The organism is Bacillus sp. ISL-75 (genome assembly GCF_018613095.1).
This window is the reverse complement of record NZ_JAGGQX010000077.1, coordinates 1-15,134: the sequence shown is the minus strand read 5'-3', so window position 1 is coordinate 15,134 and position 15,134 is coordinate 1. Positions and strand designations below refer to the sequence as shown.

Below are 15,134 nucleotides of genomic sequence, written 5' to 3'. Positions count from 1 at the left end.
AATTGATTAAAATATTATTAATATTTATAAATCAAGATTCTCTAATTCGAGATATTTTAGAATAAAAATGCATCCAATGCATATTGTCCAGGTCCAATTAATGCTAAACCAATTACAACCGCTATCAACGTCAAATTAAATTCGTATCCATTTTGTGTTGCCCAATATCCATTAGGAGCATGAACCTTTACAATTGCCATTACCATTGTAGCTGCAATCATGATCCCCGCAAGAGGAGTAAGAAGCCCTAAAGTAAACAACAATCCCCCAATTAATTCTGCTAATCCTGCCATGAGGGCCACCATCACACCTGGTTTCAAACCTAGCGACTCCATCCAGCCTCCTGTACCCTTTAAGCCGTAACCACCAAACCATCCAAATAATTTCTGTGCACCGTGAGCCATGAAAGACAGCCCAATCACTAACCTAATAATCAATAATCCAATACTCATCATTTTATTTTCCTCCTATTTTCATTTATCTCGAATCCGAGATATTAATTTAAAAAAATTTATTATTACACTCTGTTTCTAACCTTTTTTAAAAAGTTGACCATCAACTCGGGCTCATCACCAGTTAAATCTCCAAAAAAAGAATCAACCATGTCTTGATACTTCGGCATGATGTTTTCCATCATTTCCAATCCTTCTGCAGTTAAGGTTATATGAATAACCCGCCTGTCTTCTCTACAGTTGTTTCTTTTTATGGTTCCTTTTTGTTCAAGTTTATCAATTACATACGTCATCGAGCCGCTTGAGATCAGGATTCTATTTCCAATTTGCTGAATGGTTTGTTTTCCTTGGTAGAAAAGTACCTCTAAAACGGAAAACTCGGTTATACTAAGATTATTTTTGGACATTTCATCTCTTATCCGTTCCTGAATGGCTTTTGAGGTTTGCATTAGCAGCAAAAATGGCTGGTTGATACATTTCCTTTCCATATTTACACCTCCTGTTCAAATACCCTGAATTAATATATCTTCAATTAGAGATAACGTCAATACATATTTACAAAATAGCTAATATCTATTTTTCCTCTATTGAGCTTCTTCAATAAAGTTATATACTTCATCAAGTTGGAATACACGCATTTTACGTGGCAAGAAACTCCGTATTTCTTCTTCATTAAAGCCTACTTGTAATCTTTTCTCATCAAGGATTAATGGTTTTCTTAATAACCCAGGATTCTCATTAATAAGTTTATACAATTCTCGAAGTGAAAGAGAGTCGATATTTACATTTAACTTTCGGAAAGTTTTTGACTTTGTAGAGATAATTTCATCTGTGCCATCTTCTGTAAAACGAAGGATATCCTTAATCTCATCTACTGAAAGCTTTTCAGAAAGAATATTTCTTTCTTTGTAAGGAATTTGATGTTCATCAAACCAAGCTTTAGCTCTTCGGCATGAAGTACAACTAGGTGATATATATAAAGTAACCATTATTAACACTCCCCTAATGTTTTTTGTCAGTTCGACTGATATCAATTAGCCTACGCATATATCTTAATTTAAATTATCTCTAATTTAGATATCTCAGATTAAGGATATTTTTATTATATATCATCTTCTCCTTTTGTCAACAGCAAATATTAGACTAAAAATAAAACCCCTTTATGAAATTTTCATAAAGGGGAGCAGGTTTACTGCACATTAAATTCCTCTAGCAGCATTTCCTCAGTTTGAGGCATCGTTAAACCCAGATGCCAGCATCCCATTCCTCCTAGTCCATATTGCCGAACTAACCGGAACTTTACAAGCAGGCTTCGTGGGTCTTCAAACCACACTTCGTGTAATATTCCCTTATTGTCTACATAACGAAACCACGGTGCAGCAGCCTTCTCGTCAAAATGCACAGCACTTTGATAGCCTGTATATAAATCGATGGCATGTTGGGTTGAATAAGCTTTTCCGGACTGTTTCTCCTCTTTTATTGTCCAATCATAAGCATACTGAGGAATTCCAAGCATCAACTTTTTTCTATCTACAACGGATACAGCATAATCAAGTGTTGCTTTTACTTTTTCAATGGGGGCGATTGGGCCTGATGGGCCTCCCGGCCAATGCCAATCATAAGTCATTAAAAATAACCTATCCAGATACTTTCCAAGCGTTTGATAATCATATCCTGCTGAATAGGATGGCTCCTGGTCTCCTTTTTTAGGCGGGACAGCCATCATGACCTCCATTCCTGCTGGATGGAGTTTTTCAGCCAATTCTTTAATAAATTGGTTAAGGAGGCTTCGATCTTTAGGTCTAACTTGTTCAAAGTCGATAACAACACCTTTATAGTCGTGGCTATCCAAAAGGGAATAGATATTGTTAATAAATTTTTGTCTCTGCCAATCAGTACTAATTAATGTATGAATTAGCTCAGGATCGAATCCCTTTTCGCTTAAATTGGATAAAGTAGCATATGGAGTCAGATTCTTTTTCCATGCGATTTTATGTGCTTCATTCTCTTGCACTTCAATCAGATTGCCTTGTACATTAGGTTTATACTCAAACACAAAAATACTAGAAAGGGTACTTTTATAATTATTAATCATCCAGGTATTCGTGTTCTTATCTTTTGGAACAAAGTAGGTTCCAGTCCAAACATCCACTTTGGGTGGATGGGGGATATTCAATTTTTGTCCAGGAACAATCACTCTACTTTTCAACCCATTTTGGTTCATTAACGTTTGTTCACTAATTGCATGTCGTTTTGCAATCTCCCAAACGCTGTCTCCTGGCTGCACGATGTAAGTGGAACCCGGTATTAACATTGCCTGCCCAGGAACTAGTCCCTTATTTTTAGCTAAACCATTTACCTTTGCAAGTTCGTCTTTGTTAATTTTATATTGTTTTGATATTTTACCTAAGCTATCTCCATATTTCACTTCATGAATGACTTGAGCATTTGTCAAACTTGGGGTCAACATAATGATACAAACTGAAATTAATAATATTTTAAAATTTTTTACCATAAATAATCCTCCTTATGTATTTGTACTATGTTTTTACCTTGTAAATCCTTTTGAGCTTTAGAACAAAATCGGGTTTCTTGTGTTAATCGGATATAGTTTCCCATCTAACGCAAATGAAATTTTACCCGTTTCTTCAGAAACAACAAGAGCAAGTGCATCGCTTTTTTCGGATATTCCAAGTGCCGCCCGGTGACGTGTTCCAAGTTTCTTTTCTTCTGTTACAATTGTTGTCAGCGGAAGAACATTTGCTGCCGATACGACTGTATTTCCTCGTATTAAAACTGCCCCATCATGTAATGGGTTCCCTGGGTAAAAAATGGCTTCCAATAATTTTGGTGTTACAAGAGCTCCTATTGTTGTTCCGTTTTGTATGATTGTGTCAATAGCATCACCACGTTCAACTACTATGAGTGCACCATGGTTTTGTTTTGATAAATACTGAACCGATTGAGATAAAACTTCATATGTATCAGTAAAGGATGATAAATAGCAATTTAAATAATAGGAAGCTGCCATGGATTCAATTTTTATTAAATGTTTTTTTACATCCTCTAGACTTCCTAATACACAGTAGTTTTCGTTACCCAGCACAGTTAAATTGGAATGGAGTAAATCAATAATATATCTAATACCATCCTCTAAATTTTGCTTCAATGGTGAAAAATCACAATTACTCTCCATGTAGAAATTCCTCCAAATATTTATTGGCTAAAAACTTATTCCTATATTTTTTATTTACTATTACACGTTAGAATTAGTATTAGTTTGGTGTTTAAGAAATATAGATGGACATTCCCTAAAAATTTTCATGCAACTTTAATTGATTTATCCGCCTAAATTTACTATAATGCATTTAGGTTATTAAAAGTATACATGTTACTTTTTATATACATTAATTTAAGAAGCGAGGTAAGGAAAATGAGTATGTTAGAATCAAAAGTAATTCAAACTAGATCTGAAAAAGAGATATTTATAGAAGAAAAATCAAACATTGAAATTAACGAGTTCCGTACTCTTGATAAGTACACTCCTTTTTATGAATTTATGATTGGACTTGATTTAATTCGGATTAGGGATAATGAGTATTATGGAAATAAAAAAAGTTACATTAATATAAGAATTTCAGAAGATTTACAATCTCTTTTTGTATTAGATCCTGATCTCCAAAGTATCTTTGCAGTCAAAAATATACATGAAAAAGAAGCAGCAATGGAATTAATTCAATATTTATTAGTTGATTCTCAAACTTTTAAACAAGTGGTATCAGATTTGATAGGTAACCTAAGAAAAGTAAATGTAGTTAGCAGCTTGGAAATCAAGGAATTAAAGGCTAAACTGGCTGTGCTGGAAAGATTATTAAATGTAAGTGAGGAAGATGTTAAATTCACAATTCGAATGGAAAAAATAGCTTAGTTTTTTGGAAGGAGAAAAGCCCCCATTTAACTGGCCTTTCTCCTTTTTTAATTTTAATAGGTCATACTGCATAAAAAGCAGCACCCTCATCTAAGACCAACGGGTTCGGTTTTGAAATACAAACAACAAAAAAGAGCTGCCGAAGTGCAACTCTCTTGTCTTACTCACTATTTCAAGTTTTATGACGCTTCATGAATAGTTGTCATAAACTCCTCAAATGCTCCCACCTTCAATGGTCTGCTATAGTAGTAACCTTGTCCAAGTATATAACCATCTTTGCTAAGTTCATCAACACAATCACGGTGCTTTTTTACTCTCTATTCGCCTGAAAATCCTGTCATATCAACAAAAAAACAGTCCAATTCGTTTGCGAATCGGACCGCTTATTAGTGTGCTATTTAATTTTTTGTACTCGATAACAGAATCGGTTATTCTAAAACAAGAGTGCTTTCATTTACTATTATTTAGAAATGCGTGTTTGTAATTCTTCTCTTTCTGCTTCATATCCGGGTTTTCCTAGAAGTGCAAACATGTTCTTCTTATACGCCTCTACTCCTGGTTGGTCAAAAGGATTTACTCCCATTAGCAAGCCGCTGATTCCACATGCTTTCTCAAAGAAATAAACCATTTCACCGAAGGTATATTCATTTAATTGATCCAACTCCACGGATAAGTTTGGAACTCCTCCATCAACATGGGCTAAAACCGTACCCTGTGCAGCATTCTTATTAACATAATCCATTGTCTTGCCAGCTAAATAATTCAATCCATCAAGATCAGTCTCTTCAGTCCCAAGAGTAATATCTGTTTTAGGTTCTTTTACTGATACAACGGTTTCAATAAGGTCCCGGCGTCCTTCTTGGACATATTGACCCATGGAATGAAGATCGGTGGTGAAATCAACAGAAGCAGGATACAACCCTTTTTGGTCCTTTCCTTCACTCTCACCAAATAATTGCTTCCACCATTCAGATACATAATGAAGGGCAGGTTCGAAGTTCACCAAGAGTTCAATCGATTTTCCTTTTCGGTAAAGTGCATTTCTGACTGACGCGTACTGATAACTTTGGTTTTCTGCCAAGTTCGGGTTATTATACTTATCCGCAGCAGCTGCTGCACCTGCCATCATTTTATCAATATCTAATCCTGCGGTTGCGATTGGTAATAGACCTACTGCGGTTAACACAGAATATCTGCCGCCAACATCATCAGGAATAACAAAAGTTTCATATCCTTCTTCATCGGCAAGCGTTTTTAAGGCACCTTTAGCACGATCTGTTGTCGCATAAATACGTTTTTTCGCTTCTTCTTTACCATACTTTTGCTCCAAATAATCCCGGAAAATTCGGAACGCAATAGCAGGCTCTGTTGTTGTACCTGATTTTGAGATGACATTGACTGAAATATCTTTGTCCTTAATCACATCAAATAAATGGGTTAGATATGTAGCACTAATATTTTGTCCAGCAAAATAAATCTCTGTTTTGTCATCCATTTGGTTATGAAACGTATGAGAAAGTGCTTCAATAGCAGCTCTAGCACCAAGATAAGAGCCCCCAATTCCGATTACGATTAATGCGTCCGAATTACTCCGAATTCTTTCTGAAGCGGCTTTGATTCTTGCAAATTCTTCTTTGTCATAGTTATGCGGTAAATCTACCCATCCAAGAAAATCAGATCCTGGTCCTTTTTTACCATGGAGCATCTCATGTGCTGTTTTCACAAATTCACTTAAATAATCGACTTCATGCTGCTGCATGAAAGATAATGCATTAAAATAATCAAAAGTAATAGCCATTATTGGTTCTCCTCTTTCTTTCATTTAAATAATTTGTAAGGACGTTAGTTCCTAACCTTACCAGGATAAGAGATAACGCCCTTCAGATTTCAGCAATTTTTAGACAGTTTTCCAGTCAGCCGCAAATTTTTCAATACCTTGGTCTGTTAAAGGATGTTTAGATAATTGCTCAATGACCTTAAATGGAATTGTAGCTATGTGAGCTCCAGCCAACGCTACGCGGGTTACATGGTCAGGATGACGAACAGATGCTGCAATGATTTGTGAATCTAGATTTTGAACACGGAACATCTGGGCAATTTTTGCGACAAGTTCTACACCATCTTCATTAATATCATCTAAACGGCCTAAGAATGGAGAAACATACGTAGCTCCTGCACGCGCCGCCAACAATGCCTGGTTCACACTAAAAATCAGGGTAACGTTGGTTTTAACACCTTTTTTAGTTAAATAGCGGCAAGTCTCTAGTCCATCAAGTGTCATTGGAACTTTGATTGTAATATTCTTATCGCCGCCGTTAATTTTAATAAGCTCATCTGCTTCTGCAATCATTTGGTCAGCAGTTAAAGCATTAGGTGTTACTTCCGCTGAAACTGACTCCACTTCTGGAACTGCATTTAAGATTTCTGCAATACGATCTTCGAATTTTACGCCTTCCTTAGCCACTAATGAAGGGTTGGTTGTAACACCTGATAACACGCCAATTTTATAGGCCTTCTTGATTTCCTCTAGGTTTGCAGTATCGATAAAAAATTTCATAGTGTTTTTCCTCCAATTTTTTTAAGTGAATTTTATTTTTTTTCGACAGTATGTCCGCCAAATTCATTTCTTAGTGCAGCTACAACTTTTCCTGTAAAGGTATCATTTTCAAGGGAGCGATATCGCATTAATAATGACATGGCAATGACTGGTGTGGCTGTTTTGAGGTCTAAAGCTGCTTCTACAGTCCATTTTCCTTCACCAGAGGAATGCATAATCCCTTTAATTTCATCCAAATTTGGATATTTTGAGAATGCATTTTCTGTTAATTCCATCAGCCATGAACGAATAACGGATCCATTATTCCAAACTCGTGCGACCTTTTCGTAATCAAAATCAAATTCACTTTTTTCCAGTACTTCAAAGCCTTCTCCAATAGCAGCCATCATGGCATATTCGATTCCATTATGAACCATCTTTAAGAAATGCCCGCTTCCAGCCTTACCGGCATATAAGAAGCCATTCTCCACTGCTGTATCTTTGAAAAGGGGCTCAACCACTTCCCAGGCTTCTGGATCACCGCCAATCATATAACAAGCGCCATTTCGAGCACCTTCCATACCGCCTGAAGTACCAGCGTCCATAAATCTCACGCCAATTTCCTTTAATTCGTTGTAGCGTTGAATCGATTCTTTATAGTGGGAATTACCTGCTTCAACGACAATATCACCTTTTTCTAAAAACGGTAAGATCTCACCAATAACTGAATCAACCACTACATGAGGGACCATGATCCAGACAATTCTTGGATGATCTAAGGACTGAATGAGTTCTTTATAACTTGATACACCAGTTGCTCCATATTGTTTCATATTCTCTACTGCACTTGGATTAACATCAAATGCTACCACTTCGTGCTGGTGATCCATTAAATTTTGCCCTAAGTTCAATCCCATTTTTCCTAAACCAATAAGTCCGACCTTCATTATGTTCTCCTCCAATGTGTAAATAATTTGTTCTATTTCGTTCGTGTGACAGCCTTCTACTTAAGAATGTTGTAAGACACTTTTCGCAATACGTACAACATTTTCAGCCGTAAATCCAAACTGCTTCATAACTGCAGCTCCATCACCTGAGGCACCAAAAGTCTCTATGGAAAGGATTTTCCCTTCAAATCCCACAAACCTCTCCCATCCAAGCGAAATACCCATTTCTATGGCAACTCGTTTAGAAATTGAAGAAGGGAGTATCTCTTCTTTATATTCCGTTGATTGCTGACTAAACAATTCCCAGCTTGGCATAGCAACAACACGCACAGAGATATTTTCCTTTTCGAGTTCTGTTTTTGCGCTTACAGCCAACGATACTTCAGAACCTGTAGCAATTAAAATTACGTCAGGTGATGAATTTGTTTCTTCTAGTACATATGCTCCTCTAGATAGGTTCTCCAAATTAGCTTTTGTCTCATTAAAGACCGGTAAGTTTTGGCGGCTTAAGATCAATGCAACCGGACCTTCTGTCTGCTGAAGCGCATATGCCCAAGCATTTGCAGTTTCATTTGCATCCGTTGGTCTGATCACCGTTAAACCTGGTATGGAACGAAGTGCTGCCAGATGCTCAACCGGTTCATGGGTAGGACCATCCTCACCAACTGCAATGGAGTCATGTGTAAACACATAGATGACTGGAAGCTTTGATAGTGCCGCCAGACGGATAGACGGACGAAGATAATCATTAAAAACAAAGAATGTACTTACAAAAGGTTTCACACCACCGTGATAGGCCATTCCATTGGCTGCTGCTCCCATTGCATGTTCACGGACACCAAAGTAAACATTACGTGCACCGTATGATTCAACTGCATACATTTGTTCAGCTTTAATTTCCGTCATTGTAGAATGGGAAAGGTCTGCACTCCCGCCAAAGATTGCTGGAACAGATTTCACATAATGGTTGATTGCTTCTCCGCTGGCAACGCGTGTTGATATACTTTTCCCAGTGTCAAATGTTAATAAATCTTTTGTATCAATCAGAACTTTTCCATTTATCGCATTTGTTAATTGACCAGCTAACTCTGGATATTCTTGCTGATAAGACTGGAATAAGTTATTCCAGTTTTGTTCAGTATCAATGCCCTTACGCTTTATTTGCGCAAAGCGCTCCTTTACTTCCTCTGGAACATAGAAATCTTCTTCATATAGCCAGTTATAGGCTTGTTTTGTCGCTTTTCCTTCTTCTGCTCCCAGTGGTGCCCCATGTGCTTTATTGGTCCCTGCTACCTTTGGACTGCCATATCCAATAATCGTTCTGATTTCAATTAAACTTGGCTTGGCTGAATTTTGTTTGGCAGCTTCAATGGCGTTAGAAATGGCTTCAAGGTCATTTCCATCATCCACTCTCAAATAGTGCCAATTGGCTGATTCTGCTCTTTTCTCAATATTCTCTGAGAACGATGCATTTAATTCCCCGTCTAGTGAAATCTCATTTGAATCATATAATACAACCAGCTTCCCAAGTTTCATGTGACCAGCCATCGACATCGCTTCATAGGAAACACCTTCCATTAAGTCGCCATCTCCGACTAACGCATAGGTGTAGTGATCTATAACCAGGTGACCTTCTTTATTAAACTTTGCTGCTAAATGTGCTTCTGCGATTGCCATACCAACCGCATTCCCAATTCCTTGCCCTAATGGACCCGTGGTTGCTTCTACGCCAGCTGTATGACCGAATTCAGGATGCCCCGGCGTTCTGCTATTTAATTTTCGAAAGTTTTTCAAATCATCAATCGTGACATCATATCCAGCTAAATGAAGCATGCTATACAGCAAACTGGATCCATGTCCTGCAGATAAAACAAATCGGTCGCGGTTAAACCATTTTGGGTTTTCAGGGTTGTGATTAAGATGTTTTGCCCATAATGCATACGTCATTGGTGCTGCCCCCATCGGGAGACCAGGATGACCTGAATTTGCTGCATTAACGGCATCGATAGATAATGTTCTAATGGTAGTAACTGCTAAGTTATCAATGTTTTGTGTCATTTTAATAATCCTCCTGGATACCTTTATTTCTGAAGTACCTTCTCTTTATTTACTTCAACTTTTTCATCTAGCCACCATTCAAACCCATTTTCTAATAAAAGGGTATTTGCGGCATCCGGACCATATGAACCTGATGAATATTCATGTAGTGGGAGTAAGTTTTTCTCGAATGCATCAAGAATTGGTTGAACCCATTCCCAAGACAATTCGACTTCTTTCCAATGGGCAAAGAATGTAGAATTTCCGATTAAAGCATCATAAATTAGCCTTTCATAAGCCTCAGGTACTCCTAAGCCATTGCCTACTGAATCCTCACAAGAAAAATTAATTCTAACAGGTTCGATTTTTCCATTATTCATCGGGTTTTTACTGTTTAATTGTAGTGAGACATTTTCGCCTGGGCTTATTTCGATGATTAATAAATTAGGCTCTACTTTTTGGTTATCGTTTATATAGTGTAAATCTAATGTATTTTTAAATTCGATTACTATACGAGTGGACTTTTCCCTCATTCTTTTTCCTGTCCGAATATAAAAGGGAACACCAGACCAAAACGGATTATCAATCCAAATTCGAGCAGCAACAAATGTATCAGTGTTGGAAGAAGGATCCACTCCAGGTTCATCCTTATACCCTGGAACTCTTTGACCATTAATCTCACCAGAAATGTACTGGCCACGAACGATTTGGGTTTGAACATCTTCTTTTTTTACTGGTCGGAGAGTTTCCATTACCTTCCTTTTTTCATTCCTGATTTCTGAAGCATTGATTTTTTTGGGGAGATTCATTGCCATCATCATTAGCATTTGCAGCATGTGGTTTTGAACCATATCGCGTATTGCTCCTGCTTGATCGTAATAACCAGCTCTTGTCTCAACCCCTACCGTTTCACTCGCAGTAATTTGAACGTTAGCGATATGTTCTCTATTCCATATTGATTGTAAGACTGGATTCGCAAATTCTAGTGCCTCTAAATTCTGAACCATTGGCTTACCCAAGTAGTGGTCAATTCGAAATATCTCTTCTTCTTCAAATGCAGAACTTAATTTTTTATTTAGTTGACGGGCAGATTGAAGATCATGCCCAAATGGTTTTTCAATCATCAAACGTTTCCAACCGTTCGTTGCTCCCAATCCACTATCCCTGATATTCAAAGCAATAATGTCAAAAAATTCTGGGGCAACAGAAAGATAAAACATTCGATTTTCCTTTATTTGCAGTTCCTCTTCTCTTTGCTTAACCAACTGTAGTAATTTTTGATAATCTCCTGTATTGTTAATGTCTAAAGTGTTATACTGGAAAGCATCTAGAAAATCTCCCATTTTCGCAGCATCATGTTCTAAACGGCGTGAAAAGGTTAATATAGACTCTTTTACTTTTTCTTGAAAATCACTTTGAGATAAGTTACCTCTTCCAAGCCCAATAACAGATATTGATTGAGGTAATTTTTGATCTAAATACAAATTATAAAGAGCAGGGAAAATTTTCCTTTTCGCTAAATCCCCTGTTGCCCCAAATAAGACAAAGGTCATTGATTCCAATTTAAGTCCTCCTATTAATTGATAAACATTACTTTAATTTAAAGTAAACTCAAAAAATCATATCTTTCCTATTCTTACCCACTCTAGCTCCGCTCATATATGGTAATTTTCTTATCGTGATTCAAGGTAATGACAATGTCAGCCATTCCAATAAATAGTCCATTTTCGACCACACCTGGTATCATATTAAGATTTTTTTCTAAATCTTCAGGAAACCTTATTTTGGGGAAACTACAGTCAAAAATATAGTTACCGTTATCTGTTATAAAAGGAATCCCATTTTTTTCTCGCAACTTAGGACTGCCTCCAATCTCATGTATATGTTTCATTGTCATATCAAATCCGAAAGGGACCACCTCGACTGGGAGTGGGAAGGACCCTAATTTATTGACAATTTTTTGTGGGTCAGCTACTACTATAAAAGTTTCAGCTGCTTTTGCGATTATTTTCTCTCTTAAAAGGGCTCCGCCTCCTCCTTTAATCAGGTCTAAATCACAATTCACTTCATCCGCACCATCTATGGCAAGATCAATATGATCAATTTCATTAAAGGAAACAAGAGGGATCCCTAATTCCATTGCTAATTTTTCCGTTTGTTTGGACGTTGGGATACCTTTAATAGCAAATCCTTGTTGAACTAATTTTCCAAGTTTTGAAATGGTATAGAAAACAGTAGTGCCAGTTCCTAATCCAACTACCATCCCTTCTCTTACAAAATCTACAGCTTTCTCTCCAACTTCTTGTTTTTCATTCAAGGCCTTTTGCCCCTTTCACTTAAAGGTCTGGAGATCACTTTATTAATTTAACCATTGTTTCTTAATTTGCTCTTGTGCGATATTCAAGATCCGTTTTTCAGGTGTGTCCTTTTTAACAATTACATTGGTTAAATAATTTTTTCCTTTATAATGGAGTTTCACAGTTACTTGTATCATAATTGTCACCCTATTCTTTGTTTATTTTACATTTTGATAATCTTTTTTTACCAAGGAATTAAAAATAGTCCCGGTTACTTTATGTAACCATAATACCTTCTTGCGAAAATATCGTCAAGTAAAATATCTCGAATTAGAGATTTTTAATTTATAAATAAAATTAGTAATATGAAATAATAAAAAATAGGGGGATAAATCAAATTACAATTTATCCCCCTATTTTTTGGTAACCAAACCTATTTATTTACTAATTTTAAACAATGTATTTTCTTTATTATGCAGTAAAACCGGCACTCCTTGTCCACTCCCGACACATAGTGTTGCAATGCCAAATTGTTTCTTCCTGGTGTTCATTACGTGAACGAGTTTTGTCATAAGCACTGCTCCGGTTGCCCCAAGGAGATGGCCATGTGCATTGGCACGACCATTGAGGTTAACCCCTTCTATATCCATTTTTGATTCTCGAATGACACCAACAGCCCAGCCCTTAATTTTGCAAGGGTTGCCACCAATCTGCCACCAAACATAGCAAATTGCCGCCCAAACTCAACAAATTTCACCTAAGGTTAAAACAACAACACCTTATAATATCAATCATTTCAAAATGTAATACAGTTTAAGTATACACATTCCTAAACTGTAGTTGGATTTTGTGAATACACAGGAAAATTTAACTATTTACATTACTTGATGTCATTGGAGGCCAGTTATTGAATGAGCTATTAGAGGCGAAACTAACAATATCTAGAATTAAATCGGAGGTCCTGAATCTAGCTGCGGAGTTGGTTGCGGATGAGAGTCCGGATAAGGAGTACGCAATAAAACGACTGGTGGGTATCGTTGAATTTATCGAGGAATATTATGTAAACGTTAAGGATATCGAGTTGTAACAAAAAGACGGAGATTACTCTCCGTCTGCTGCTGCGATTTCATAATCCAATGGAATCAGTTCGTTAATATAAACTTCTTTACTAACGCTGTAAAACGTTTCTCCGTTGTCTGTAACTACGACTACATCCGGATTCTTACCGACTTGAGCTTCGATAAGGTATCGTTTGGAGCGCCTAATATTGCGGAAATATTTATCATAGATTAGTTTATACATAATTATCTCTAACTGCTTTATTTAAAAGGCCTATGCTGCGGTCTAAATCTTCTTTAACTTGCTTCTTATACCGTCTAACTTCATCCTTATTGGCGATTTCATATACCTTAAGCTCTTGGCGCTTTGACCCCTCTTTTATAATGCGAGACCTTGTGATGATTCCATCATCCAGCAGTTCGTGTAATCCTTTGTAAACTTCAGAATGGTTGGGCTTATAATTAAAATATTTAAATGTTTCATAAAAATCATCCAACATCTCTTGGCCGTATGGTCTCCCCTGCTCGATCCACGAGAGCAAATACAGCTTCACAAACGCACGCTGCTTGATTAAAAAGTTATCTCGGTTGCGTGATTTTACCTCTTTTTCCTTTATTATATTATCCTTCAAAACAAACCCTCCTTGCTGACCGTTTGGTGGTGTTACTTGAATTATAAACTATACTTTGTCCGGGCGTGTATATAATAGTAGATGTGAATTTAGCACATATTGAAATTAGAAATTTTTTTTGCAGCCACAAGTTGTTCTAGAGCTATAATTTCAATTTGTCACGAATTATCTGTGTATTTATTTGGAGTTATTTTCTTATTCTTAAAAAATTAGAAAAAAACATCGTAATCTTACATTCTTCGACCTTTTTTCTCTTTTCCATTGTTAATCAAACGTTTGTTTAGTTCCGGTATGAATCCTTGCTTATAAAGGAATATTTCATCCTAGCATGTAAAAAGATTGTCACGCGATTTTTGTAGTTTTCTTCTTAATTCTCAAAAATTAGAAAAAACATCGTAATCTTACATTCTTCGACCTTTTTTCCCTTTTCCTTTGTTAATCAAACGTTTGTTTAGTTTTGGTATGATCCCTTGCTTATAAAGGACTTTTCCATCCTTGAAGCAAAAAAATTGTCGAGATTGGGATACGTTTAAATAACCTTTTGTAGTTAATACAGATATCAAACTTCAAAGTCCAATTTAATAAAATTCCAAATTCGATATGTATATTTTTCAGAGTCTTATTCATACAGATAGTCTCGATTTAATAAGGTAGAATGTTTTATGTTTGAACTATTCGGAAGTAAACCACGGAGAAGAATAGGAAGATAGGAAGATAGGAAGATTTCTTGATTCATGAGGAATAAACCAAGGATGCTTATCAGGAAAAAAAACAATCCGAAATGCAATCAGAATGATTTTATCTATTTCAATACATTTTATTAAAGATCACCCCAAGTAAGTATTAGAGTACTCGTTTTTGAAATTTATAACAAATATAATATTCCATTTATTTAACATGGAATAAAAAAAACCTTAAGAATAGCTCCTTAAGGCGAATAAAAATTATGTAATTCTATGTATTTTATATGAGTAGATGCGCTTGATTGCGGAGGCAGGATTTGAACCTGCGACCTTCGGGTTATGAGCCCGACGAGCTACCAGACTGCTCCACCCCGCGATAATAAAAAGTATTACGTTTGTTTAATATTAAATTAAACAGCCTGGCAACGTCCTACTCTCACAGGGACGCGTGTCCCAACTACCATCGGCGCTGAGAAGCTTAACTTCCGTGTTCGGTATGGGAACGGGTGTGACCTTCTCGCCATTGCTGCCAGACTATTTTGTTGAGGTATCATTCCCTCAAAA

At 36.6% G+C, this 15,134-nt stretch carries 17 protein-coding genes, 1 tRNA gene and 1 rRNA gene; 2 read left to right on the top strand and 17 right to left on the bottom strand.

The window, feature by feature from the left end; all coding sequences use genetic code 11:
- Positions 1 to 56: 56 nt before the first annotated feature.
- The 5 genes from J7E63_RS26705 to cdaS form a co-directional block, all read right to left on the bottom strand.
- Positions 57 to 455, bottom strand: coding sequence for a DoxX family protein (locus tag J7E63_RS26705; protein WP_215018053.1), 399 nt, complete (start codon positions 453 to 455; stop codon positions 57 to 59).
- 62 nt (positions 456 to 517) lie between these two features.
- Positions 518 to 940: a MarR family winged helix-turn-helix transcriptional regulator gene (locus J7E63_RS26700; RefSeq protein WP_215018051.1), complete on the bottom strand. Its 423-nt coding sequence runs from the start codon at positions 938 to 940 to the stop codon at positions 518 to 520.
- 96 nt (positions 941 to 1,036) lie between these two features.
- Positions 1,037 to 1,441, bottom strand: a complete 405-nt coding sequence (gene spxA, locus J7E63_RS26695) for a transcriptional regulator SpxA (RefSeq protein ID WP_215018049.1) — start codon at positions 1,439 to 1,441, stop codon at positions 1,037 to 1,039.
- 200 nt (positions 1,442 to 1,641) lie between these two features.
- Complete coding sequence (locus J7E63_RS26690; RefSeq protein ID WP_215018046.1) at positions 1,642 to 2,967, bottom strand: glycoside hydrolase family 18 protein; 1,326 nt, start codon at positions 2,965 to 2,967, stop codon at positions 1,642 to 1,644.
- A 57-nt stretch (positions 2,968 to 3,024) separates the two neighbouring features.
- Positions 3,025 to 3,648 (bottom strand): sporulation-specific diadenylate cyclase CdaS, encoded by a 624-nt coding sequence (cdaS, locus tag J7E63_RS26685; protein WP_215018044.1) that lies wholly within the window; start codon positions 3,646 to 3,648, stop codon positions 3,025 to 3,027.
- A 237-nt stretch (positions 3,649 to 3,885) separates the two neighbouring features.
- On the opposite strand from cdaS, the gene J7E63_RS26680 reads away from it, so the two are divergent.
- Positions 3,886 to 4,380, top strand: coding sequence for a hypothetical protein (locus J7E63_RS26680; protein WP_215018042.1), 495 nt, complete (start codon positions 3,886 to 3,888; stop codon positions 4,378 to 4,380).
- A gap of 460 nt (positions 4,381 to 4,840) precedes the next feature.
- Here J7E63_RS26680 and J7E63_RS26675 read toward each other — a convergent pair whose 3' ends face one another.
- From J7E63_RS26675 to J7E63_RS26640, 8 genes are all read right to left on the bottom strand, one after another.
- Positions 4,841 to 6,178, bottom strand: coding sequence for a glucose-6-phosphate isomerase (locus J7E63_RS26675; RefSeq protein ID WP_215018040.1), 1,338 nt, complete (start codon positions 6,176 to 6,178; stop codon positions 4,841 to 4,843).
- Between the two features lie 99 nt (positions 6,179 to 6,277).
- Positions 6,278 to 6,937 (bottom strand): fructose-6-phosphate aldolase, encoded by a 660-nt coding sequence (gene fsa / locus J7E63_RS26670; protein WP_215018038.1) that lies wholly within the window; start codon positions 6,935 to 6,937, stop codon positions 6,278 to 6,280.
- A 32-nt stretch (positions 6,938 to 6,969) separates the two neighbouring features.
- Complete coding sequence (gene gnd, locus J7E63_RS26665) at positions 6,970 to 7,863, bottom strand: phosphogluconate dehydrogenase (NAD(+)-dependent, decarboxylating) (protein ID WP_215018036.1); 894 nt, start codon at positions 7,861 to 7,863, stop codon at positions 6,970 to 6,972.
- Between the two features lie 60 nt (positions 7,864 to 7,923).
- Entirely contained in the window at positions 7,924 to 9,921 is a 1,998-nt protein-coding gene (tkt, locus tag J7E63_RS26660; protein WP_215018033.1) for a transketolase, read from the bottom strand.
- A gap of 23 nt (positions 9,922 to 9,944) precedes the next feature.
- A complete protein-coding gene (zwf, locus tag J7E63_RS26655) occupies positions 9,945 to 11,453 on the bottom strand; it encodes a glucose-6-phosphate dehydrogenase (protein WP_215018113.1) in 1,509 nt (502 codons plus the stop codon).
- A 92-nt stretch (positions 11,454 to 11,545) separates the two neighbouring features.
- A complete protein-coding gene (rpiA, locus tag J7E63_RS26650; protein WP_215018030.1) occupies positions 11,546 to 12,217 on the bottom strand; it encodes a ribose-5-phosphate isomerase RpiA in 672 nt (223 codons plus the stop codon).
- A 42-nt stretch (positions 12,218 to 12,259) separates the two neighbouring features.
- Positions 12,260 to 12,394: a BA3454 family stress response protein gene (locus J7E63_RS26645; RefSeq protein WP_215018027.1), complete on the bottom strand. Its 135-nt coding sequence runs from the start codon at positions 12,392 to 12,394 to the stop codon at positions 12,260 to 12,262.
- A gap of 240 nt (positions 12,395 to 12,634) precedes the next feature.
- Entirely contained in the window at positions 12,635 to 12,862 is a 228-nt protein-coding gene (locus tag J7E63_RS26640) for a hypothetical protein (RefSeq protein ID WP_308162030.1), read from the bottom strand.
- A gap of 242 nt (positions 12,863 to 13,104) precedes the next feature.
- Here J7E63_RS26640 and J7E63_RS26635 point away from each other — a divergent pair, with 242 nt between their 5' ends.
- The gene (locus J7E63_RS26635; protein WP_215018021.1) at positions 13,105 to 13,284 is read left to right on the top strand and encodes a hypothetical protein; all 180 of its coding nucleotides are present in this window, start codon (positions 13,105 to 13,107) and stop codon (positions 13,282 to 13,284) included.
- Between the two features lie 14 nt (positions 13,285 to 13,298).
- Here J7E63_RS26635 and J7E63_RS26630 read toward each other — a convergent pair whose 3' ends face one another.
- From J7E63_RS26630 to rrf, 4 genes are all read right to left on the bottom strand, one after another.
- Positions 13,299 to 13,499 (bottom strand): hypothetical protein, encoded by a 201-nt coding sequence (locus J7E63_RS26630; RefSeq protein ID WP_215018018.1) that lies wholly within the window; start codon positions 13,497 to 13,499, stop codon positions 13,299 to 13,301.
- Positions 13,492 to 13,887, bottom strand: coding sequence for a helix-turn-helix domain-containing protein (locus J7E63_RS26625; protein WP_251033801.1), 396 nt, complete (start codon positions 13,885 to 13,887; stop codon positions 13,492 to 13,494). The genes J7E63_RS26630 and J7E63_RS26625 overlap by 8 nt, the downstream gene beginning before the upstream one ends.
- A 985-nt stretch (positions 13,888 to 14,872) precedes the next feature.
- A tRNA-Met gene (locus J7E63_RS26620) sits at positions 14,873 to 14,946 on the bottom strand.
- A 41-nt stretch (positions 14,947 to 14,987) separates the two neighbouring features.
- Positions 14,988 to 15,104: ribosomal RNA gene (rrf, locus tag J7E63_RS26615) — 5S ribosomal RNA — on the bottom strand.
- Between the last annotated feature and the right edge of the window lie 30 nt (positions 15,105 to 15,134).